This window comes from Limnohabitans sp. (assembly GCF_046052825.1).
Lineage (GTDB): Bacteria > Pseudomonadota > Gammaproteobacteria > Burkholderiales > Burkholderiaceae_C > Limnohabitans.
Window position 1 is genome coordinate 13,139 of the sequence record NZ_JAVLFP010000007.1, and the last position, 19,876, is coordinate 33,014.

General features: G+C 57.9%; 21 protein-coding genes and 1 tRNA gene. 9 read left to right on the forward strand and 13 right to left on the reverse strand.

The window, feature by feature from the left end; all coding sequences use genetic code 11:
* The first annotated feature begins 6 nt into the window (after positions 1 to 6).
* On the forward strand, positions 7 to 861 hold the full coding sequence (locus tag ACKWJN_RS01185) for an oxaloacetate decarboxylase (RefSeq protein WP_408593751.1): 855 nt from the start codon (positions 7 to 9) through the stop codon (positions 859 to 861).
* Positions 862 to 911: 50 nt separating this feature from the next.
* On the opposite strand, the gene ACKWJN_RS01190 is transcribed toward ACKWJN_RS01185, so the two are convergent.
* The gene (locus ACKWJN_RS01190) at positions 912 to 1,892 is read right to left on the reverse strand and encodes a Bug family tripartite tricarboxylate transporter substrate binding protein (protein ID WP_408593753.1); all 981 of its coding nucleotides are present in this window, start codon (positions 1,890 to 1,892) and stop codon (positions 912 to 914) included.
* 72 nt (positions 1,893 to 1,964) lie between these two features.
* A complete protein-coding gene (locus tag ACKWJN_RS01195) occupies positions 1,965 to 2,972 on the reverse strand; it encodes a hypothetical protein (RefSeq protein ID WP_408593755.1) in 1,008 nt (335 codons plus the stop codon).
* 83 nt (positions 2,973 to 3,055) lie between these two features.
* Here ACKWJN_RS01195 and ACKWJN_RS01200 point away from each other — a divergent pair, with 83 nt between their 5' ends.
* Positions 3,056 to 4,348: a citrate synthase gene (locus ACKWJN_RS01200; RefSeq protein WP_408593757.1), complete on the forward strand. Its 1,293-nt coding sequence runs from the start codon at positions 3,056 to 3,058 to the stop codon at positions 4,346 to 4,348.
* 60 nt (positions 4,349 to 4,408) lie between these two features.
* On the opposite strand, the gene ACKWJN_RS01205 is transcribed toward ACKWJN_RS01200, so the two are convergent.
* Both ACKWJN_RS01205 and ACKWJN_RS01210 read right to left on the reverse strand, forming a co-directional pair.
* Complete coding sequence (locus ACKWJN_RS01205) at positions 4,409 to 5,689, reverse strand: Rieske 2Fe-2S domain-containing protein (RefSeq protein ID WP_408593759.1); 1,281 nt, start codon at positions 5,687 to 5,689, stop codon at positions 4,409 to 4,411.
* 298 nt (positions 5,690 to 5,987) lie between these two features.
* On the reverse strand, positions 5,988 to 6,779 hold the full coding sequence (locus ACKWJN_RS01210) for a 2-keto-4-pentenoate hydratase (protein WP_408593761.1): 792 nt from the start codon (positions 6,777 to 6,779) through the stop codon (positions 5,988 to 5,990).
* A gap of 131 nt (positions 6,780 to 6,910) precedes the next feature.
* Between ACKWJN_RS01210 and ACKWJN_RS01215 the strand changes: the two genes are divergently transcribed.
* Positions 6,911 to 7,303: a YkvA family protein gene (locus ACKWJN_RS01215; protein WP_408593763.1), complete on the forward strand. Its 393-nt coding sequence runs from the start codon at positions 6,911 to 6,913 to the stop codon at positions 7,301 to 7,303.
* Between the two features lie 65 nt (positions 7,304 to 7,368).
* On the opposite strand, the gene ACKWJN_RS01220 is transcribed toward ACKWJN_RS01215, so the two are convergent.
* The 3 genes from ACKWJN_RS01220 to ACKWJN_RS01230 are packed head-to-tail and all read right to left on the reverse strand — an operon-like array spanning position 7,369 to position 9,893.
* Positions 7,369 to 8,985 (reverse strand): cryptochrome/photolyase family protein, encoded by a 1,617-nt coding sequence (locus ACKWJN_RS01220; RefSeq protein WP_408593764.1) that lies wholly within the window; start codon positions 8,983 to 8,985, stop codon positions 7,369 to 7,371.
* A complete protein-coding gene (locus ACKWJN_RS01225) occupies positions 8,982 to 9,146 on the reverse strand; it encodes a DUF2256 domain-containing protein (RefSeq protein WP_408593766.1) in 165 nt (54 codons plus the stop codon). Before ACKWJN_RS01225 ends, ACKWJN_RS01220 begins: the two co-directional genes overlap by 4 nt.
* Positions 9,147 to 9,893, reverse strand: coding sequence for a TerC family protein (locus ACKWJN_RS01230; RefSeq protein ID WP_408593768.1), 747 nt, complete (start codon positions 9,891 to 9,893; stop codon positions 9,147 to 9,149). It abuts the gene before it with no gap.
* A 336-nt stretch (positions 9,894 to 10,229) separates the two neighbouring features.
* Here ACKWJN_RS01230 and ACKWJN_RS01235 point away from each other — a divergent pair, with 336 nt between their 5' ends.
* On the forward strand, positions 10,230 to 10,364 hold the full coding sequence (locus ACKWJN_RS01235; protein ID WP_408593770.1) for a hypothetical protein: 135 nt from the start codon (positions 10,230 to 10,232) through the stop codon (positions 10,362 to 10,364).
* A 51-nt stretch (positions 10,365 to 10,415) separates the two neighbouring features.
* On the opposite strand, the gene ACKWJN_RS01240 is transcribed toward ACKWJN_RS01235, so the two are convergent.
* The 3 genes from ACKWJN_RS01240 to ACKWJN_RS01250 form a co-directional block, all read right to left on the reverse strand.
* Positions 10,416 to 10,492, reverse strand: a tRNA-Met gene (locus ACKWJN_RS01240).
* 56 nt (positions 10,493 to 10,548) lie between these two features.
* Positions 10,549 to 10,836, reverse strand: a complete 288-nt coding sequence (locus ACKWJN_RS01245) for a hypothetical protein (RefSeq protein ID WP_408593772.1) — start codon at positions 10,834 to 10,836, stop codon at positions 10,549 to 10,551.
* Positions 10,837 to 10,917: 81 nt separating this feature from the next.
* Positions 10,918 to 11,286 carry a hypothetical protein gene (locus ACKWJN_RS01250; RefSeq protein ID WP_408593774.1) on the reverse strand — a complete coding sequence of 123 codons (369 nt, stop codon included), beginning with the start codon at positions 11,284 to 11,286 and terminating at the stop codon, positions 10,918 to 10,920.
* Positions 11,287 to 11,455: 169 nt separating this feature from the next.
* On the opposite strand from ACKWJN_RS01250, the gene ACKWJN_RS01255 reads away from it, so the two are divergent.
* The gene (locus ACKWJN_RS01255; RefSeq protein ID WP_408593776.1) at positions 11,456 to 11,965 is read left to right on the forward strand and encodes a DUF6803 family protein; all 510 of its coding nucleotides are present in this window, start codon (positions 11,456 to 11,458) and stop codon (positions 11,963 to 11,965) included.
* Between the two features lie 37 nt (positions 11,966 to 12,002).
* On the opposite strand, the gene ACKWJN_RS01260 is transcribed toward ACKWJN_RS01255, so the two are convergent.
* Genes ACKWJN_RS01260 through ACKWJN_RS01270 form a run of 3 tightly spaced genes read right to left on the reverse strand, consistent with a single transcriptional unit; the run spans position 12,003 to position 15,417 of the window.
* The gene (locus ACKWJN_RS01260; RefSeq protein WP_408593778.1) at positions 12,003 to 12,968 is read right to left on the reverse strand and encodes a tripartite tricarboxylate transporter substrate binding protein; all 966 of its coding nucleotides are present in this window, start codon (positions 12,966 to 12,968) and stop codon (positions 12,003 to 12,005) included.
* Positions 12,969 to 13,015: 47 nt separating this feature from the next.
* Complete coding sequence (locus ACKWJN_RS01265; protein WP_408593779.1) at positions 13,016 to 13,795, reverse strand: enoyl-CoA hydratase; 780 nt, start codon at positions 13,793 to 13,795, stop codon at positions 13,016 to 13,018.
* 11 nt (positions 13,796 to 13,806) lie between these two features.
* Positions 13,807 to 15,417, reverse strand: a complete 1,611-nt coding sequence (locus ACKWJN_RS01270; RefSeq protein WP_408593781.1) for a glycosyltransferase family 39 protein — start codon at positions 15,415 to 15,417, stop codon at positions 13,807 to 13,809.
* Between the two features lie 161 nt (positions 15,418 to 15,578).
* Between ACKWJN_RS01270 and ACKWJN_RS01275 the strand changes: the two genes are divergently transcribed.
* The 4 genes from ACKWJN_RS01275 (at position 15,579) to ACKWJN_RS01290 (ending at position 19,871) form a co-directional block, all read left to right on the forward strand.
* Positions 15,579 to 16,652, forward strand: a complete 1,074-nt coding sequence (locus tag ACKWJN_RS01275) for a glycosyltransferase (protein WP_408593873.1) — start codon at positions 15,579 to 15,581, stop codon at positions 16,650 to 16,652.
* A gap of 29 nt (positions 16,653 to 16,681) precedes the next feature.
* The gene (locus ACKWJN_RS01280) at positions 16,682 to 18,151 is read left to right on the forward strand and encodes a glycosyltransferase family 39 protein (protein WP_408593783.1); all 1,470 of its coding nucleotides are present in this window, start codon (positions 16,682 to 16,684) and stop codon (positions 18,149 to 18,151) included.
* Positions 18,148 to 18,999, forward strand: a complete 852-nt coding sequence (locus tag ACKWJN_RS01285; RefSeq protein ID WP_408593785.1) for a phosphatase PAP2 family protein — start codon at positions 18,148 to 18,150, stop codon at positions 18,997 to 18,999. Before ACKWJN_RS01280 ends, ACKWJN_RS01285 begins: the two co-directional genes overlap by 4 nt.
* A gap of 65 nt (positions 19,000 to 19,064) precedes the next feature.
* Positions 19,065 to 19,871 (forward strand): enoyl-CoA hydratase-related protein, encoded by an 807-nt coding sequence (locus tag ACKWJN_RS01290; RefSeq protein ID WP_408593786.1) that lies wholly within the window; start codon positions 19,065 to 19,067, stop codon positions 19,869 to 19,871.
* Positions 19,872 to 19,876 lie beyond the last annotated feature (5 nt).

Genomic DNA, 19,876 nt, shown 5'->3' on the forward strand with positions numbered 1-19,876 from the left:
CGCTCCATGAATTTGAAACAACGTTTGAACCAGCCCGAGGTGTTGCTGGCCCCCGGTGTGTACGACGCCTTCAGCGCCTTGATTGCCGAGCAGGCAGGCTTTGAAGCGCTGTACCTGTCGGGCGCATCGGTGGCGTACACCTTGCTCGGTCGCTCCGACATTGGCTTGACCACGGCCAGTGAGGTGGCGCACACCTTGGCGCACATCACCGACCGCGTGCGCGTGCCCGTGATCGTGGATGCCGACACCGGCTTTGGCAACGCCTTGAACACGCAGCGCACCGTGCGCGAGTTGGAGCGTGCAGGCGCGGCCATGATTCAACTGGAAGACCAAACCTTCCCCAAGCGCTGCGGCCATTTGGATGGCAAAGGCGTGGTGCCTGTGGCCGAGATGGAAGGCAAGCTGCGCGCTGCGCTGGATGCGCGGCATTCGTCAGACACCTTGATCTTGGCGCGCACCGATGCGGTGGCCGTGGAAGGCTTTGACGCCGCGCTGGAACGCGCCGAGCGCTACCTGGCGTGCGGCGTGGATGCCTTGTTCATCGAAGCCGTGCGCAGCCCCGAGCAAATGAACGCCGCCTGCCAGCAGTTTGCACAGCGCGTGCCCATGCTGGCCAACATGGTGGAGGGGGGTAAAACCCCGGTGCAAAGCGCCGACGTGTTGGGACAACGCGGCTACAAGATGGTGATTTTTCCGGGTGGCACCGCACGCGCGGTGGCACACACCCTGCAAGGCTATTACGCCAGCTTGCACCAACACCAAACCACCTTGCCGTGGCAACACCAGATGCTCGATTTTGACGGCCTGAACGCGGTGATTGGCACGCCGGAGTTGCTGGCGCAGGGCAAGCGCTACGAGTGAGCGGCGGGTAGATCCGTCCATCGGCGTGATGGCGGGGGTACCCGCGTGGATCAGTTGGTGACGTCGGGTTTGGCGATCTTCACGGCTTGTTCGTACTTGCGCAGGTTGCGCTGCAAGTTGTCGGTGTAGCCCGCTGGCGTGGTGTATCGCGGAATGATGCTGCCCGACTTGAATTGCTTTTGCACCTCGGCGTTGTTCAAGGTCTCACGCAGCGCATTCGACAACTTGTTGATCACAGCAGCCGGTGTGCCCACAGGGGCCAAGATGCCCATTTCTGACGCGTAGTCGTAGTCTTTGACCACCTCGCCAATGGCGGGCGCATTGGGCAAATCCGCGTAGCGGGCCGCAGAGCTCACGCCCAGCACGTTCACCGTGCCGGCTTGAACAAAAGGCAACACCACCGTCAGCGAGGTCATGAGGATCGGCACATCGCCCGAGATCACGGCGGGCACCGACTGGCCACTGCCCTTGTAGGGCACATGCATGAGGTCGATGCCACTGTCGGCTTTGAACACTTCTGCGGCAATGTGGTGAATGGTGCCGTTGCCCGAAGAGCCGTAGTTGAGCTGGCCGGGTTTGGCGCGGGCTTCTTGAACCAAGTCTTGCAGGGTGCGGATGCCCGTCTTGGCATTGGCCACCAGCACCAGCGGTGTAGTGCCGACCATGCCCACAGGCGCGAAGTCGCGCATCACGTCGTAAGACAGTTGCTTGGTGAGCCATGGGGCAATCACGAGTTGACCTGTTTCGCCCAACAGCAAGGTGTAGCCATCGGCAGGGGCCTTGGCCACTTGTGCGGTGGCCAAGGTGCCGCCAGCACCCACGCGGTTTTCCACCACCACCGACTGCCCCAAGATTTGGCCCATGCGTTGGCTCACGATGCGTGCCACGGTGTCTGGTGAACCTCCTGGCACGTAGCCCACGATGAGTTTGATCGGGCGCTGCGGGTAATTGTCGGCAGGGGTCTGGGCCCAGACGGCAGAAGTCGACATCAGACTCCAAGCGAATGCGATGCACAGTTGAAAACGCGTCATGGTGCTTGTCTCCGGTGTTGGGTCTGCAAGACCTGGTTGTGTGAGAGGTGAAAGTGCTGAGCGTGGAAACACTCAAACGTCGAGTGTGGAAGGTGCGAACAGTTCTTCGATGCCAACGCACCGGTCGGTCAGCCCCTGTTCATGCACATACCGCGTGAGTCTGGACAGCACCGCGCGCGAGGCATTGACGCCGTAGGGCTTGGGGTCTTGCCGCACCTGTTGGGAGGCCTCGACGGACAGCAGACCGGTTGCCACATGGTCTTGCAGCATCTCGTCGGTCTGGGTTTGCAAGTGACGTTGGGCTTGGACGAACGCGTGGTAAATGTTGAGCGCGAGCCAAGGATGTTGCGCGAGCAACTCGCGCCGAATCACCACTGTGTGGTTGATGGGGTAGATCCCACTGTGTGCATGGAAACGCCGTCCCTCGGCAGTGGGGTCGTCGAACAGCGTGCGGATACCTGGCAGATTTTCCAAGTCGACACGGCTGCGGTCCACCAAGTTGCCGCTGCGCAAGTAAAGCAGTGTGGCGTCAAGTTCACCTTGGGCCATCATCTCGCCGATGTTGGTTGTGCCCGGAATGTGCGTGAGTCGAACGCCTGAAGGGGGTTGAAAACCGGTGTTCGCGCCGTGGCTGCGCTCTGGCCCTCGCTCCATGAACCAATGGATCTCGCGGGCGTCCACGCCAAAGTCGTCTTGCAGGATGCCGCGCGACCATACGGCCCAGGTTTGCTGGTATTCGGGCACGCCCACACGCTTGCCATGCAGATCGCGCGGCTCTCGAATGGCGCTGTCTTCGCGCACCAAGATGCTGGTGTGAAAGTGCTTGCGGGCGGTGAAGATGGGCAGCGCAACCCAACGCTTGTCCCCTCGTGACACCGCAATGCACAGCGAGGACAGCGACATTTCAGACACATCGAAGTCACCGTATTTGAGTTGGCGCCAAAACATTTCGGAGGGATGAATCGCGGTTGAAATGAAGCGCACGCCTTGTGGGTGAAAACGTCCTTCCAAGATGGGGCGCGTGCGCTCGTTGTCAGAGAGCGCGATGCTGAGCGTCAGAGCGTCGGGGTGTGATGACATAGGGTGGACGTGTTGCTGATTTCCAAAAGGTGCGCGCAGTCTAGATATCATTCAGGCCCTGATCAATCTCGATCGATCAATCGATGAACGAAAACCCTAAGAGCATCCTGAGTCGCGACGCATCGCCAGTCACCGATCACGAGGATTTGCTCGATGCACGGCAAGCCTGTGCGTTGTTGGACATCAAAGCCGCCACGCTCTACACCTACGTCAGCCGCGGGCTGCTGCAGCCTCTTCGACATGCCCGAAGTAAAGGCAACCTCTACAGCCGCAAGGAGTTGGAGACCTTACAACTGCGCAGCATGGCACGAGCGGGTCAAGGTGCGATGGCCGCACAGGCCATGTATTTTGGGCATCCCGTGCTCACCAGCAGCATCACCGAGATCACGCCCGCCGGCCCTTGCTATCGCGGGCACTTGGCGACAGGTTTGGTGAACGCGCCAGGAGCCTTTGAAAACGTGGCCGAGTTGTTGTGGACCGGTGCGCTGCCCGACGCGGTGCGTGTGTGGCCAGCGCAGCCGCTGACCGCCGATGTGCAGCGCGCGCTGGAGGTCATGGCCACGGTGGACGACGCCACGCCGCGTGTGATGCGTTTGTTCTCCATCACCGCCACCATGTTGGACAGCTTCTCTGTGCTGCAAGAACAGCAAAGCGACGCGACGATTCACCTTGCACGTCAATTGCTGTTCGCCTTTGCGGGCTGTTGTGGTGTGCTCGGGCCGTTGGGGCGCTTTATCGCGCCGCAGGGGCAAGCTCCCTTGGCGCAGCATGTGCTTGAAGCGCTTGGTGCTCAGCCCACGTCAGCGGCATTGCATGCGGTCAACGCAGCGCTGATTCTGGGGGCCGATCACGAACTCTCTTCGCCCACTTTCTCTGCACGCATTGCGGCTTCGGTGGGCTCTGGTTTGCATGCCTGCATCGTGGCAGCGCTTGCCACACAGCGAGGCGTTGCGCTGGCTGGTGGGGGTGATGTGGCGGAGGACCTGATGCGTGGGATGACGTCGATGGCGCAGTTGAATCAGCGTGTCGCCGAGGCCGAGCGTCATCGCCAAAGCTTGCCGGGTTTCTTGCATCCGCTGTATCCCCAGGGAGATCCGCGCGCTGCGGCGCTCATCGAGTTGGCGCGCAGCACGGGGCCGGGTTCGGCGCAAGCGGAGCTTGCTTGCCGTTTCGTCGAGACCTTGAAGCAGGAGCTGGGCCTGCACCCCAACATTGAAATTGGCTTGGTGGTGCTGGGTTTGGCTTGGGGCCTGCCACCGCGTTCGGCCAACGCCTTGTGGGGCATGGGGCGCACCGCAGGCTGGATTGCCCATGTGCTGGAACAAAGGCAGGCTGGCGTTGCGTTGCGTCCACGCGGTCAATTTAGGACGGCTTGATCGACGCCACACTGCGGTGGTGCTGACCTCTTTGGCCCGTGGCCGCAGTCGACGGGACCCTTAAGGTTTGTCGGCCCAGACATAACTGGCTTCATAGGTGCGCCAGTCGGTGGTCTTGGGCACGATGGCTTGAAAAGCGCACACCTCAGGGGGGATGGCTTTGTCACCTGTGCCGATGGCGGCTTCGCCATTTTGAAAATCTTTCAACGCATCCAGCATTCGGCGGCGAAATTCGACAATGGCCAGGTCGCTCGCGCCAAGTCGGTCGTGGGTGCGGTCAGCGATGGCTCCCATCGTGGTCCACATGGCGATGTCTTGGTTGGGGAACCCTTGGATGCCAGTGAAGTTTCCGGCTTTCATGGCTTGTCGGTCTTGCCAGAAGTGGTTGTTTTGGTTGCGCAGCGGGCGGTAGAACGCATCCAAGTCGATGCCCACCGTCTGGCGTAAGAACTTGCGCCAAGAGTCGGTTTCGGGGGTCTGTGCTGGGTGACCCCACGCGATGAAATAAAAGGCCGTGCTGGTGTCGTCGCAGGGCACGTTGATGTTGGCCAAGTTGTACTGGTTGTTGGGCGGGATGATGGCGGTGGCTGGGGCCACAAACACGGTGGAGCGCACGTAGTCGTGGGTGGCTGCATCGTGGATAGGACGACGGATTGCAGCGTACCGAAAGCCCCACGGCGTGCGTTCGACTTGCATGCGCGGCGCCTTGTCGGTGGATGGCCGTAAAAACTGGTTGGGCAGGGCTTGCGCGGTGTCCACGCGGGCCGGAACGATGTCGGAGCTGTGCAGGCTTGAGCTGTGCGCGCTGTCGATGGCCCCTTCAAGAATTTGCGCCCAATTGCAAGGCAAGATGGCTTTGCCGATCGACACCCGTGTATCGGCTGTGGGCGCCCAGCGTGGCGCGACGAAGGGCGGCACTGCGTCTTGCGGACCCATGTAGGCCCACACCAGCCCGCCCCACTCTTGCACCGGATAGGCTTTGTGTTTGACCTTTTGGCACATGCCGCTGGAGCTTGGCTCTGACGCCATTTCCAACAGGTCGCCCTGCGTGTTCATTTTCCAGCCGTGGTAAAGGCAGCGCAGGCCGCCTTCTTCGTTCCGGCCATAGACCAACGATGCGCCTCGGTGTGGACAGTATTCACCCATCACGCCCACACGGCCACTGCTGTCGCGAAACACCACAAGGTCTTCCCCGAACACACGCGCTTTCACGGGTGCGCCGTCAGGCTCGGCCACTTCTTCGATCAGGCACACCGGGGTCCAATGCCGACGCATCAGCTGACCCATCGGCGCATCGCCCTCCACGCGGCACAGCAGTTCGTTCTCTTCCTTGGTCAACATGGGGGCTCTCCTGGCAGTAGTTGGGCAGCAGACGACAACTCGCCGACCACCGCATGTAAAAATGTTAGTCAACTAAACATATGGATGCAATATCGATTCGACGATCGATACGGGAAGTCCCCTGCAAAAGAGACTGGACGTCATGGGTGCGCGGTTCAAAACTGGCTAAGCAGTGGTCGTCTGTGCTACTAACTTGACAGTCCACGTGAGCTCGAAGCTGTTGGTGGAATTGCTCAGAGCAGGGTGGCCTTGCCATAAGCAAATCAAGCGCTGGCGCAGGTCCATTTGCCTGGGTGCTTCACGCCGCGCTGAAGCTGCAACTCACCTGGCCCAGCACACCAAAATCCATTGACACCGTGTCTTGCGGTTCGAACTCGAGGGGCACCAGGCATGTGCCGGTGGTCACGGTTTGGCCTGCTGCCAAGGTGATACCCAATGTGGACAGTTCGTTGGCGAGCCAGGTGAGTGCGATGCGCGGGTCGCCCAGCACGTTGGCACCGATGCCCTCGCGCTCAAGCCGTTGCCCCACCTTGCCGACCACGCGGTGTGACGTCAAGTCGAGTTGTCGCCACAAGTCTGGCGCTTGGGGGCCGAGCACAAATTTGTGGCCGCAGGCGTTGTCGGCAATCAGTTGTGCAGCGCCCACCGTGGCGAAGTCTGCATAGCGCGAGTCGGGCACCTCGATGGCAAGGTACAAGGCTGACACGGCATCGAGCACTTCGCTGAGGGCATAGGGCGTTGCACCCGGCGGCAGATCGCGCCCCATGCGAAACGCAAACTCGGCCTCTGCCACGCGCATGCGGTTGGCGCCGAAAGGCAGTGTGTCGCCATTTGCGTAAACCATCTCGGCCAATAGGCGGCCTGCAATAGGCCCGTCGATGCCAATGTGTTGTTGACCGGCTGTGCTGGTGGCGGCGATCTTCCAGCCAAACAAGGGTTGTGGGCTGAGGGCTTCGAGATGGGCCTGTATGGCATAGCCTTGCGCGCGTTCGGTGGGGCGAAGGGCAATTGGCAAGGCTGCCAAGGTGGTGCCTTCTTTCCAGTGTTGCACGAGCAGTTCGTTGGCCGCTTTTGTTGATGTGGTGTTCACGGGGGCTCCTGTTTTTTGTTGGCGGGGAGTTTACGTGTGGGGGAAAGGGGGGTGTGCCTGATCTATCGGTCGCTCATGGTGATTCGCGGACAATGTGTCCGTGAAAAATCACAGGCTTGATGGGAGTCGACATGCCGATCGGTGAAAAGCTAAGAACCTGGGCGCGGTGTGTCAAGCGAGATGGCGTCACCCTTTGGTTCGCAGGTAAGAACCCCATGACACCTTGGTATGCCAAGGCTTTAGGCGCGCTTGTTGTGGCTTATGCGCTCAGTCCCATCGATTTGATTCCGGATTTCATTCCTGTTCTTGGCTACCTTGATGACGTACTTTTGTTGCCCGTGTTGATTTGGCTGGCGGTGAAATTACTGCCCGCGGAGGTTTTGCAAGACTGCCGTCGCCAGGCTGAAGAGTGGATGCAAAAAAAGGAGAAAAAACCTATCAGCCGAGCCGGCGTGGCTTTTGTCATTGCCATGTGGCTTGTGATTTCTGGCTGGATCTACATGAGCGTCCACAATTTATTTTGAGAACCTTGTCTGACTTTTCAGACTCGTGAGTTGTCGCGCATCAAAGCAGTCGTCTACAACCCAAGCTATATGTTTTCAAGTTTCACCTTGACCGTTTTCCCGCCAGCGCGTGCTTTCACAATTTCGATCAACTCAGCGTCTTCGTGTTGCTCTCTGTGCGCCAACGCCTGCGCCGCAATGGCCTCGCGCTGCTCGGGTGTCAGGCGTTTGAGGTTGTTGACTTGCATCACCATGCGTGGGTTCTTAGCCAAGGTGTCGGCATGGCGTATTAAGAAGTCCCAGTACAGAGTGGTGATGGGGCAGGCACGTTCGCCGGTGGACTGTGCGGGGTCGTAGCGGCAACCTTGGCAGTGGTTGCTCATGCGCTGAATGTATTTGCCACTGGCGGCGTAGGGTTTGCTGGCCATGAGGCCATCGTCGGCAAACTGGCTCATGCCCAAGGTGTTGGGCAGCTCCACCCACTCCACGGCGTCCACATACACACCCAAGTACCAGGCGTGCACGGCTTGCGGTTTCACGCCCAGCAGCAAGGCGTACAGGCCGGTCACCATGAGGCGCTGGATGTGGTGGGCGTAGCCGTGTTGCAAGGTTTGGCCAATGGCGTCGCGCAGGCACGCCATGTCGGTGTCGCCCGTCCAATAAAACGAGGGCAGCTCGGCCTGTGCGTTGAGCGTGTTGCGCTCCAGGTACTCGGGCATGTGTGTCCAGTAAATGCCGCGCACGTATTCACGCCATCCCAAGATTTGCCGAACAAACCCTTCCACCGCAGGCAGAGGGGCCAGGCCTTGTGTGTAGGCGTCAACGGCCGCTTGCACCACTTCGCGTGGGTTGAGCAGCTTGAGGTTGAGTGCGCACGCCAGGTGTGAGTGGTAGAGCCACAGCTCGCCCTCCCACATGGCGTCTTGGTATTGCCCAAAGAGTGGCAGGCGCTGTGTGATGAAGCCTTGCAGGGCCAGCAGCGCATCGTCGCGGGTGACGGGCCAGCCAAAGCTGGTCAGGTGGCCGGGGTGGTGTGCGAGTTGGGTGTTGACCACGGCCATCACGTCTTGGGTGATGGCGTCGGGTGCAAAGCGCTGGGGGGCGGGGATGGGCGGCGGGCCTTGTTTGCCAAAGGAGGCGCGGTTGTCGGCATCGAAGTTCCACTGCCCGCCGACGGGTTTGCCGTCGGCCATCAAGATGCCGGTTTTTTGGCGCAGGGCGCGGTACCAGTATTCAAGCCGCAGTTGTTTGCGGCCTTTGGCGTGTTCGGCAAATTCACGCACGGTGCTGAAGAAGTGCAGGTCGTCGCGCAGTTGCAAGGGCAGCGCGTGCGCGCGTGCCACGGCGCGCAAGTCTTGCAGCACACGCCAGTCGCCGGGGGCGGTGAGCACCAGGGCTTGGGGGCGCAGTTGTTCAATGGCGCGGCTCAAAGCATCGGCCAAGCTGCTGGGCGCGTCAGGCGCATCCAGCGCGGTGTAGTGCAGCGGCCAGTCTTGGGCGCGCACGGTCTGCGCGAAGTGGCGCATGGCGCTCAAGAAGACGGTGGTGCGTTGTTTGGACGAGGGGATGTGGGTGGACTCTTGCATCACCTCGGCCATCCACACTGCGTCGCAGCGGGGGTCGAAGTCGTGCAGGGCGGTGGCGTCGAGGTTGAGCTGGTCGCCCAACACGATCACCAAATGGCGCAGCGGAGTTGGGCTCATGGGGCGGTTTTCTTTTGGGCGCGACAGGCGTCAGAGCAGTAGAGCACGTGTTCCCAGTTTTTGGCCCAGGCCTTGCGCCAGGTCATGGGCCGTTGGCACACCGCGCAAGGCTTGCTGGGTAAGGACTGTTTGTTGCCTTTGAAGCGATGAGCTTGAGACATTCATTTGCCCGGGATGTGGTTGGGGTGCAGGCGCACCACGTTGGAGGCGCGTTTGCGAAAGCGGATGTTGAGCAGCTCCACCATCAGCGAGAACGCCATGGCAAAGTAGATGTAGCCCTTGGGCACGTGGTGACCAAAGCCTTCGGCCACCAACACCACACCGACGACGACCAAGAAGGTGAGGGCAAGCATTTTGATGGAGGGGTGGCGCGACACAAACTGGCCGATGGCGTTGGCGAACAGCATCATCAGGCCGACCGATGCCACGACAGCGGCGATCATGATGGCCACTTCATCGACCATGCCCACGGCGGTGATGATGGAGTCGAGCGAGAACACCAAGTCGATCACCATGATTTGCAGCACCACGCGGGTCAGGGTGGCTTTGACGCTGCTGTTCAAGGCGTCTTCTTCGCCCTCTAAGGACTGGTGAATTTCGCCGGTGCTTTTCCAGATCAGGAACAAGCCACCGAGGATCAAGATGATGTCGCGCCCCGAGATAGATTGCCCCATGACGGTGAACAAAGGTTCGACCAAACCGACGATCCAAGACAGCACCAGCAACAAACCAATGCGCATGAACATGGCCATGAACAGGCCAATGCGGCGGGCCACTTCTTGCTGGGTGGGCGGCAGTTTGTCGACCAAGATCGAGATGAAGATGATGTTGTCGATGCCCAGCACCAGCTCCAACAGGGTGAGGGTGGCAAAGGCGATCCAAGCTTGCGGGTCAGTCAAAAGTTCCATGTATGTCTCCTGGATGTTGAGGTTAACCACAGCACAAAGAACTTGAACACTGTGCGGGAAAAGCCTGTTGCTTGGCCATGAGTCACCCAGGCTCAAGGCCTGATCCCAAACGCCCCTAAAATTAAATCTGAAATCTTTACATCTGCAGCAGCTAAAACTAATCTTGCTCTAAGGTGCCACCTCGACATGTCACAGACCCTGATCCCAAGAAAAGAGAGACAGCTGAGCAACCCAGCTTACAGGCAGTACTTGTATGAAAAACACCAAGTGGTTTTTTCTGTGCGTCACCTGTGTTTTATTTTCAATGGCAAAGCCTATCGAACCACAGAGCCTCTGATGCAGCAACTGCATCAGATGGAACGGGCTGAGGTGCGTCTGAATTTTTATGTCCTCGCTTTGTTCATGGTGTTGCTGAGCTTCGTGTGGACTGCCGTGAACGCCATGGACAGTTACGTCCAATCCTTGCAATAGCGAACCCTGAAAAGAAAAAACCCACAGCCTTGCGACTGTGGGTTTTTAGATTGGTGGTGGTAGCGGGATTTGAACCTGCGACATCAGCATTATGAATGCTGCGCTCTAACCAACTGAGCTATACCACCTGATGCAGGGCGACATTGTAAACCATCCCTGTGCCCACTTGGCCGAAGCGCCAAGCTTAACTCAGAAGCACGTAGCCCTTATGGATAAGGCATTGCCTCAAATCGGTGATGGCATTGTTGGAGGTTTGTCGGTCACCGTATGCCGCGATGATTTGCTTTTGACAGGCCTCCAGGTCTTGTTCGTAGGCGCGACGTTGATCGCCTTTGAGGTTGACATCGGGCGCGTAGTTGCCGTTTTGAATGGGCAGACCCAGACCCTTAGGCAAGGTGCAGGCGGATAGCGCCGCGGCGAGCAAAGCAAGGCCTGCCAAGGCGGTGAGTCGAGGTGATGAACTGGTGGTCATGCCAGTATCTTATCAAATAGAAATTAATCATCATTTGAAAAAATAAAACGCTGACAGAACGCTCACCCACGAGAGGCGGACTCAACAAACCGCAGCAATTCCAGGCGATGCGTTGGCCACAGCGTCACACATGGCTTGACCGAGTTTGTCAAGGTAGTGGTTGGCCGTTTGGGTGGGCACCAGGTATTTGGTGCGTCGGTTTTGGCCATGAAACACTTGTTCGATCATGCCTGCTTCGCGCAGATCGTCGAGTTTGCGGTGCAAGGTGGCAGGGCTTGCCAGCACAAGCAGCGACATGGCGTCTGTCACGGTCATGGGGATGCCCTGACCAAAGCGAACCGCGATGATTTCGAGCAAGCGCTTGGCTGACTCGTCCAAATGGCGTTGGCCCACCAGAACCGGCTTGAGGCCATGGGCGATGGATAAGAAGCGCAGATAGGCGTGTTTCATAGAAATTCCTTATACACCTCAGTTGGTGATGAATGTCTTCAGAACAAGCAAACTAAACGTAAAGAAAACATAAAGAGAGCTGAGTGGTGGCCATTGCAAAGCCACAAGACGTCACAATGGCTCGTGTTCATGCGCTGCATGACACGACAGCAACGAATTGGAGAACTGTATGAACATGACCCACTACATGGAGTTGTTGGCCACCAACCAGCCTTGGAATTTGCTGATCTTCATGGGCGTGCCCGTGGTGTTGGCGGAGACCCTGGCCATCACCGAGTTGTATGTGTTGTTCACCCGTTCACGCAGCGGGTGGGTGCATGCGCTCAATCGGGCGGCGGGTTTGATCGTGGGGATTTATTTCATCGGCGTGATTGGCTACCTGATGACCACGGCTGTGGTGCCGATCACACAAGCCGGTGAGTGGCGCACGGTGATTGATGTGATCGCTGTGGGCAGTTATTTGGTCGGAGGGCTGCCCCTGATTTACATCGCGGCGCAAGAGCTAGGGCTTGTCAACCGAGGTGCGAATGAAGAGCACAAGATGAAGCTGCACGCCACCTGCGTGGCTTTGTTTTTGGTGTTTGGGCACATCGCCATGATTGCCGGCATGCTCGACCCCTCGTTGTTGTCAGGTGCTGCGGGCACCGAGCAAGCCATGCCGATGACGCACAGCCACTGAGGGCTGCGCGAGGGCCGTGCGGCTGGTCTGAAACCGCTCAGTCGACTTTGGCGCCCGAGGTGCGCACCATGTGCGCCCATTGGGCCACCTCTTCACGCATGAAGTGGCCAAACTCCTCGGGTGTGTCGCCCACGGCTTCGGCACCTTGACCTGCCAGTTGTTCACGGATGCTAGGCAACTTCAAGAGCTTCACCACTTCTTGGTTCAAGCGCGTCACGACCTCGCGTGGCGTGCCTGCCGGGGCAAACAAGCCTGACCAGGCGTAGGTGACAAACCCTTTGACGCCGGCTTCTTCGACCGTGGGCACATCGGGCAGTTGGGCCACACGTTTTTTGCTGGACACCGCCAAGATCTTGACCTTGCCAGAGCGCACGTGTGCGATGCCAGTGGGCATGTTGATGAACATCATGTTGACTTGCCCACCCAGCAAGTCGGCAATGGCTGGCGGCCCGCCCTTGTAGGGCACATGCACGGCCTCCATGCCGGTCATGTTCTTGAACAACTCGGTGGACAGATGTGTCGATGTGCCTTGCCCTGTGGAGGCGTAAGACAAGTTGGCGGATTTGGTTTTGCCCAGCGCGATCAACTCTTTGACGTTGTTGACAGGCACGGCAGGGTTGACGATCAAGATGTTGGGCACGGTACCCACCAGCACGATGGGCGCGAGGTCTTTGAGTGGGTCGTAGTTGAGCTTGCTGTAGAGCGAGGTGTTGATGGCCACAATCTCCGAGCCCATCAGCAAGGTGTAGCCGTCGGGTGCGGCTTTGGCCACGGCTTCGGTGGCAATGTTGCCGCCCGCGCCTGGGCGGTTTTCGACCAGCACGGCTTGGCCCAAGGCCTCAGAGAGTTTGGGCGCCAGCGTGCGTGCAAAAAAGTCGACTGTGCCACCCGCAGGAAAGGGCACCAGCACTTTGATGGGTTTGTTCGGGAAACTTTGCGCCATCACCAAACCAGAGCAACACACGAGCAACGCCGCGATGCGGCGAATCCAGACAGAAGACATTGAATTTCCTAAAAACGAGAAACAGCCCAGGCGCAGATCGGGGTGGTTCAGGTGTGGGTGAAGTTGGCTTTGCGCTTGTTGACAAACGCATCCATGCCTTCTTTTTGGTCTTGGGTGGCAAACAAGGCGTGGAACAAGCGGCGCTCAAACATCACGCCGTCGGCCAGGCCACTTTCAAACGCGCGGTTGACCGACTCTTTGGCGGCCATCACGGCGAGTTGTGAGTAGTCGCAAATCATCAGGGCTGCGCCCAAGGTTTCTTCCATCAGCTTATCCAGCGGCACGATGCGGCTGATCAAGCCCGCTTTCTCGGCTTCGTGCACGTCCATCATGCGGCCTGTCAAGGCCAAGTCCATGGCTTTGGCTTTGCCGATGGCGCGTGGCAAGCGCTGTGTGCCGCCTGCACCGGGGATGATGCCCAGCTTGATTTCGGGTTGGCCAAACTTGGCGTTGTCGGCGGCGATGATGAAGTCGCACATCATGGCCAGCTCGCAGCCGCCGCCCAAGGCAAAGCCACTCACGGCGGCGATGACGGGCTTGCGGATGCTGCGGATGGTTTCCCAGTCGCGGGTGATGTAGTCGTCCTTGTACACGTCGGCAAAGGTGTAGGTGGCCATGGCGCCAATGTCGGCACCCGCAGCAAACGCTTTTTCGCTGCCGGTGATGACCATGCAACCTATCGCGGGGTCGGCGTCAAAGGCTTTGAGGGCTTGGCCCAGCTCCACCATCAAGCCAGCGTTCAAGGCGTTGAGTTGCTTGGGACGGTTGAGGGTGATGACGCCCACTTTGTCGGCTTCGGTGTGGACGTTGATGAATTCGTAGGCCATGTGGTGTTTCCTCAGGGTTGGGTGGGTTGGCTGGTGTGAGAAGGGATTGCTGGAAGGTAGTGAAAGACCGCATATCGAAAGATGACTTGCTGAGGATAACGCGTCCCAGTTTTTGCCAAAGCATAGGTGCGAGGCTGCTCAGATTGCCCCAAGGCGACCAACCATTGCTGGGTGTCGCGAACACACGCTTGTGCATGATCTTGTGGTTGATCCTCTGTGCCTAAGGGGCAGACGATGACGCCGCCTTGTTTTTGCCAATCTGTGAGTGGTGCAATCAGGGACTCAGCGCTGTCTGGCAAATTAGGCAGGGCTTTGACGTGGTGATTGGCGTAAAAACCCACCATGGCGTTTTCGCCCCAGCTGCCGCTGGACCAGCCTAAAGGTTCAGTGGGGTGCTCACGGTGCCACTCGCTTGCGATGTGAAGTGCAGCAATTTGGGTGGGACGGTAGTAGTTGAGGTTGGCACGAGGCACCCAAGCCCAATACAGAGTGATGGCGGCAGCCACCAATGCGATCCATGCCAACGCTTGCCAACGCCATTGCGCAAGCCGATTCAGGACCCGGGGCGTGTGTGCAGGATGCTGTTGTGACAAGTTACGCAACCACAGCAAGGTGTAAGCAAAGCCCATGGGAATGGCCCAAGGTGCTTCAGGCGACACGCGTGTGATGACGCAAATGAGGAGCGTAGACAGCCACGGTACGGCACACAACCAAAAAAGAGTGTCCTGCCAGCCCTGTGCGCGCCAACACACCACTGAATTGCGCAAGAAGGCCTGTGTCTTTTGCCGCATGGACCGTGTTTGTGGATTGAGCACAGCAAACAAGGCCGCGCACACCAACCATGCGGGCAACCAATAGACCAAGGGCATGACAGCAAATTTGAAAATCCTTGGCCAATCGATGCGAGCTTCTGTTTGTGCTTGTGCATAGACCCAGGTGATGAAGTCATGCGACGCAAGCCACTGATAGTGGGGGTACATGGCCAACACAAAGGTCATCAGTGCCACGTAGGGCCAAGCTGATTTGAGCCACAGACTCGTGTGTGAATGGGCCAAAAGGATCACCACAAACGAAAGCAAAAAGACGCCGCTGAAATATTTGCTCAACATGCACGCGGCAGCCATCAGCCCTAACAAGACTGACGCGAGCAGGCGTTGCCAACCCACTGCTTGTGTGCAATACAGAAACACCACCGCAGTCCATGGCCAAAGGGGCAGCAACTGCGAGTTGGCGTTGAACTTGGCCGCGAGCGTGCTGTAAGGGAACGACCAAAGCAACAGCAAGACCGCCGTCAAGGCCAAGTGCGTCAATTTCAATTGTTTGGCTAAGACGGCGACAGCCATCAAGGCCAAGGCAACATTGACGTAGGCAAACAGTTTGTAAGAAAAATCGGTCGTCTCAAACAAAAAAAACCACGCCCCAACCGTCCACGAAAAGAAGGGGGGGTGTTTGAAGGTTCCCCACTCCCATTGGTAGGACCAGGCGTAGTTTTCCAGCATGTCGTGATAGCTGTCGAGGTTGGGCTCGGACAGCCATTGGATCAATGTCCACACCAAACAGTAACCCACGATGAGCGAGCCAATGTGCCGCAGGGAGTAATCGCTAGCAGAAAAGGGTTTCATTTTGATGTTGGTTTGATGACGGTTTGGGTTGATTTGTTTCACAAAGAAGATGGGGCTCGGCTCATAAAATTTCTTTCCACATATTCATACTTTGATAGCGATAAAACCCAGTGGACAGTATCTCAAATTCAAACCCAAGCAACGCGCTTGTGTTGGCGGTGGTGATTCCAACTTTCAATGAAAAAGGCAACGTGGCCGCTTTGATGGAGAAGCTTCATCAGGTGTTATACGGTGTGAGTTGGGAGGCTATTTTTGTGGATGATGACTCGCCAGACGGAACCTGCACGAGCGTTCGCGATTTGGCTACTCGCTATCCAAATGTGAGGTGCTTAAGACGCGTGGGGCGACGCGGATTGTCTAGCGCGTGTGTGGAAGGTATGTTGTCCACCCATGCGCGATTTCTGGCTGTGATGGACGCCGACTTACAGCATGATGAAAAGTTGTTGCCTCAGATGCTGCAAGCCCTCCAGCTAGAAAACTACGACATGGTGGTGGGCAGTCGGTACATTGACGGTGGGGGTGTGGGCGACTGGCAATCGAACAGACAGCAAACCAGTTGGGTGGCCACAGTCTTGAGCCAACGTTTGTTAGGTTTGTCGATTTGTGATCCGATGAGTGGGTTTTTCATGTTGCGCCGAGAAGTATTGGACAACTCGGTGCATCGGATCTCCAACATCGGTTTCAAAATTTTGGTGGACTTGATCGTCTCGTCTCCTCAGCCGTTGAAAATTTTGGAACTGCCGTTTCAATTTGGTCAGCGGACAGTGGGCGAAAGCAAACTCGACAACCGTGTGGCTTGGGACTTCTTGATGTTGCTGATGGACAAAACGGTGGGGCGCTATGTGCCTGTGCAATTGGTCTCATTTGGTTTGATTGGCAGCGCTGGTGTCTTGGTTCATTTGGTGGTGTTGTCCATTGGCATGGCTTTGTTCACAGGTTTTTTTCTGGTTGCACAAACTGTTGCGGTCATTGTCTCGATGGTCTTTAACTTCGTCTTGAATAACGCGCTCACTTACCGTGACCAGCGGCTCCAGGGTTGGGCTTGGTGGGGCGGCTTACTCAAGTTCATGCTGGCATGCGCGGTGGGTGCTGCTGCCAATGTGGGGGTGGCCTCCTACATCTACGGCGATATTGGCTACTGGGTGTGGTCAGCACTGGCAGGTATTTTGGTGGGTGTGATGTGGAACTACGCGGCCACTGCCATTTTGGTATGGCCTCAACGGAGACGTGCTTGAAGCTTTTTCAGCGTCCTGGTTGGGCAACCATGCTCGCCTTTTGGGGTGTGGCAGCCATCCATCTGGGCTTGTCGGTGAGTTTTCATTTGTCGCCTGACGAAGCGCACTACGCCTTGTATGCGAGCCATTTGGATTGGAGTTACTTTGATCACCCGCCCTTGGTGGCATGGTTGCAATGGCCTTTTTTGCAGTTGGGTGGCAGCGACGTGTTGATGCGGTGTTTGCCCATGATGTCGTGGTTGCTGACGGCTGTTTTGTTGAAGCCATTGACCGTGAGCTTGTATCCCTCCTTGAACCGTGCATCGATGTGGGGCTTGCGGTGGGAGTGGTGGTTGTTGGGTTTGAGTTTGTTGCCCCATTTGTTGGGTATTGCCTTGGTTCCCGACACCTTGTTGATGCCCTTGACGTGCGCGGTGATGGTCTTGACTTGGCGTTTGTGCCGTCCCAATCCTCCGCAACAACTCAAGCTCTGGTTGGCTTTGGGCGTGTTGCTGGGTTTGTCAGGACTGGCCAAATACACCGCGGTTTTTTTGGCCCTGGGTGTTTTGCTGTCCTTGTTACAAGCCCATGGCTTGCGAGTCTTCAGGCAAAGCGGTGTGTGGTGGTCCTTGGGCGTGGCGCTGGTCTGCGTGGTCCCCGTGTTCTATTGGAATCATGAGCACGATTGGGCTTCATTTCGATACCAGCTCAACCATGCAGCAGGCCAGTCGCATTGGCAGTGGTTGAACGCCTTGAGGTTCACCCTGGTGATTTGGTTGGCCTATGGATTGATCTTGCCTTTTGTATGGTGGGTGGGACTGCGACACACCTCTGCGGTGGCAGGTGAACCCCCCGCAAGACTGACGGCGCATCGTTTGGGTTTGTATTTCGGACTTCCGAGTTTGCTGCTTTGGATTTATCTATCGGGCCGTGGCAGCACCTTGCCACACTGGGCCACGCCCGCCGTGGTGGCTTTGCTGCCCTTGGGCGCTTGGGGTTGCCACCATTGGGCCTCAGGGCGCGAAAAAATACGCCAAGTCCTGTGGATGATCCAAGCGTTGGCGTGCGTTGTTTTTTTTGGGTTGATGTTGGCTGGAGGACTTCCAGGGGACGCCACACAGGACAAACCCCGTGCCAACCCCTTTGCAGATTTGTACGGCTGGCGAGAAGCTGCAGAAATGGCCAGCAAACTCGCCGAGCGTCACCATGCCAACGCCTTGGCGGTGACCAATTGGTCACTGGCCAGTCGCGTGGCTTGGTATGCACGTCCGATCCCAGTCAAGGTGGTCAACACCCATGCCGATCAGTTTGATTTGTGGTTTGGGGGGCTGCAGCCAAGCGATCGGGTGGTGTGGATCAATTGGTCGTTGATGCGCTTTGAGCCCCCCACAGCACCTCATCAGTTTCAAAGTTGTGAGCGACTGGATGAAATGCCTTTGTCACACTGGGGGCGTCCAATTGCCTTGTTCGATTTTTGGTTGTGCCAGGGTTGGACAGAACTAACCACGAGACGGCCATGACGCGCTCCTACTCTGCCAATGCGGCGGCAACTTTGAATGACGCTACCCACAGTGGCATGATGCGACCCACCATCTGGGTTGCCATCGTTGTGTTTCTGTTGATTCTGATTGCGCACGTTCAGCAGGTTTCCCAGGTTGATTTATTTTTGAATCTCAACGGCGCGAGCGTTGAAGTGCTGCCCAGTAAGTTCTGGCCTGCGATCACCCTGTTTGGCGACACCTTGATCTTGTTGTGCTGGTTGTCACCCTTGCTGCTTTTTCGCAGTCGCATGGTTCTTGGATTGGTGGCGGCTATTCCCATGGGTGGTTTGGCCTCTCTGGGGTTCAAGCGTCTTTTTTTAGCGCCTCGTCCTGGCGATGTTTTGCAACACGACAGTTTTCATGTGTTGGGCGAGCTCCTCAGTGGGCACAGTTTCCCTTCGGGTCACACCATCACAGCGTTTGCCGCAGCCGGTGTCGCCTATGCCTGTTTCATGTCGGAGCGTAACCACTCAAAAGCGGTTGGTGTGATTGCTGGGGCCTTGGTGCTCGCGACTTTCGTGGGCTTGTCTCGTGTGGCTGTGGGTGCCCATTGGCCTGCGGATGTGATCGCTGGCGCCTGCATCGGTTGGCTGTCCGGATTGAACGGTGTGTGGTTGACGCGAAGATTTTCCGAAACCTGTGAGTCGCCGCGATTTGCATGGGTCACTTTGTGGGTGTTAGCTGCCTGTGGTGTGGGCTTGCAGTTCAGACATTACACGGACCCAGCCTGTCAAGGCATCACGCAGTTGGCCACGGCTTTTGTCGCGTTGACGCTGTTGGCAAAAGCACTCGGGCAACGCCAGTTTCGCTTAGATGGTCAGGGTTGACCAAGGGTAAACATTAGCCAACCGATCGGTCGGCTAATGCTAAATTTCTCTCAAGGAGAGAGAGCATGACCCCAACTGCGCAAAGCGCCACCGTGTTGTACGAAGAGCGACAAAGCGTCGCCGTGGTGACCTTGAACCGTCCCGCCGCCCTCAACAGTTTCACCCGCCAAATGCACCACGACTTGTGGGCCGCGTGTGACCGTGCCGAGGCCAACCCTACGATACGTGCCATGGTCATCACGGGCTCGGGCCGAGGCTTTTGTGCTGGCGCCGATTTGTCTGAATTCGACTTTGCGCCCGGTCCTGACTTGATGGCGCGTGCCAACCCCGGCCCGGTGATTGACCAAGCCTTCAACCCCACCGCACGCAAGTTGCAAAGTTTGCGCATGCCCACCGTGGCCGCCATCAACGGTGTGGCTGCAGGGGCTGGCGCATCGCTGGCGCTGTGTTGCGACATCGTGATTGCATCTCCCAATGCCAGCTTCATCCAAGCCTTCAGCAAGATTGGTTTGATTCCCGATGCGGGCGGCAGTTGGTGGTTGGTCGAGCGCTTAGGCATGGCGCGCGCCATGGCGCTGGCCATGACGGGTGACAAGCTGGGTGCGGAACAAGCCAAGGCCTGGGGGCTGATTTGGGACGTGGCCGATGACAGCTTGGCCGCCGCGTGCGCCCTGGCCGAGAAGCTGGCGGTGATGCCCACCAAAGCGTTGGTCGCCACCCGCCATTTGCTGCGCGACGCAGGCACGCGCACCTTCAGCGAGCACCTGGATGCCGAACGCGACACACAAGCCGCATTGGGTTGCACGCACGACTACATCGAGGGCGTGACGGCCTTTTTAGAAAAACGACCTGCGGTCTTCAAGGGCGAATGATGGCC

Bases quoted from the DNA above. Each gene is read 5' to 3' on its own strand.
- ACKWJN_RS01185 (WP_408593751.1), top strand. From the start codon at position 7: ATGAATTTGAAACAACGTTTGAACCAGCCCGAGGTGTTGCTGGCCCCC.
- ACKWJN_RS01190 (WP_408593753.1), bottom strand. From the start codon at position 1,892: ATGACGCGTTTTCAACTGTGCATCGCATTCGCTTGGAGTCTGATGTCG.
- ACKWJN_RS01195 (WP_408593755.1), bottom strand. From the start codon at position 2,972: ATGTCATCACACCCCGACGCTCTGACGCTCAGCATCGCGCTCTCTGAC.
- ACKWJN_RS01200 (WP_408593757.1), top strand. From the start codon at position 3,056: ATGAACGAAAACCCTAAGAGCATCCTGAGTCGCGACGCATCGCCAGTC.
- ACKWJN_RS01205 (WP_408593759.1), bottom strand. From the start codon at position 5,689: ATGTTGACCAAGGAAGAGAACGAACTGCTGTGCCGCGTGGAGGGCGAT.
- ACKWJN_RS01215 (WP_408593763.1), top strand. From the start codon at position 6,911: ATGCCGATCGGTGAAAAGCTAAGAACCTGGGCGCGGTGTGTCAAGCGA.
- ACKWJN_RS01220 (WP_408593764.1), bottom strand. From the start codon at position 8,985: ATGAGCCCAACTCCGCTGCGCCATTTGGTGATCGTGTTGGGCGACCAG.
- ACKWJN_RS01225 (WP_408593766.1), bottom strand. From the start codon at position 9,146: ATGTCTCAAGCTCATCGCTTCAAAGGCAACAAACAGTCCTTACCCAGC.
- ACKWJN_RS01230 (WP_408593768.1), bottom strand. From the start codon at position 9,893: ATGGAACTTTTGACTGACCCGCAAGCTTGGATCGCCTTTGCCACCCTC.
- ACKWJN_RS01235 (WP_408593770.1), top strand. From the start codon at position 10,230: ATGCAGCAACTGCATCAGATGGAACGGGCTGAGGTGCGTCTGAATTTT.
- ACKWJN_RS01245 (WP_408593772.1), bottom strand. From the start codon at position 10,836: ATGACCACCAGTTCATCACCTCGACTCACCGCCTTGGCAGGCCTTGCT.
- ACKWJN_RS01250 (WP_408593774.1), bottom strand. From the start codon at position 11,286: ATGAAACACGCCTATCTGCGCTTCTTATCCATCGCCCATGGCCTCAAG.
- ACKWJN_RS01255 (WP_408593776.1), top strand. From the start codon at position 11,456: ATGAACATGACCCACTACATGGAGTTGTTGGCCACCAACCAGCCTTGG.
- ACKWJN_RS01260 (WP_408593778.1), bottom strand. From the start codon at position 12,968: ATGTCTTCTGTCTGGATTCGCCGCATCGCGGCGTTGCTCGTGTGTTGC.
- ACKWJN_RS01265 (WP_408593779.1), bottom strand. From the start codon at position 13,795: ATGGCCTACGAATTCATCAACGTCCACACCGAAGCCGACAAAGTGGGC.
- ACKWJN_RS01270 (WP_408593781.1), bottom strand. From the start codon at position 15,417: ATGAAACCCTTTTCTGCTAGCGATTACTCCCTGCGGCACATTGGCTCG.
- ACKWJN_RS01280 (WP_408593783.1), top strand. From the start codon at position 16,682: ATGCTCGCCTTTTGGGGTGTGGCAGCCATCCATCTGGGCTTGTCGGTG.
- ACKWJN_RS01285 (WP_408593785.1), top strand. From the start codon at position 18,148: ATGACGCGCTCCTACTCTGCCAATGCGGCGGCAACTTTGAATGACGCT.
- ACKWJN_RS01290 (WP_408593786.1), top strand. From the start codon at position 19,065: ATGACCCCAACTGCGCAAAGCGCCACCGTGTTGTACGAAGAGCGACAA.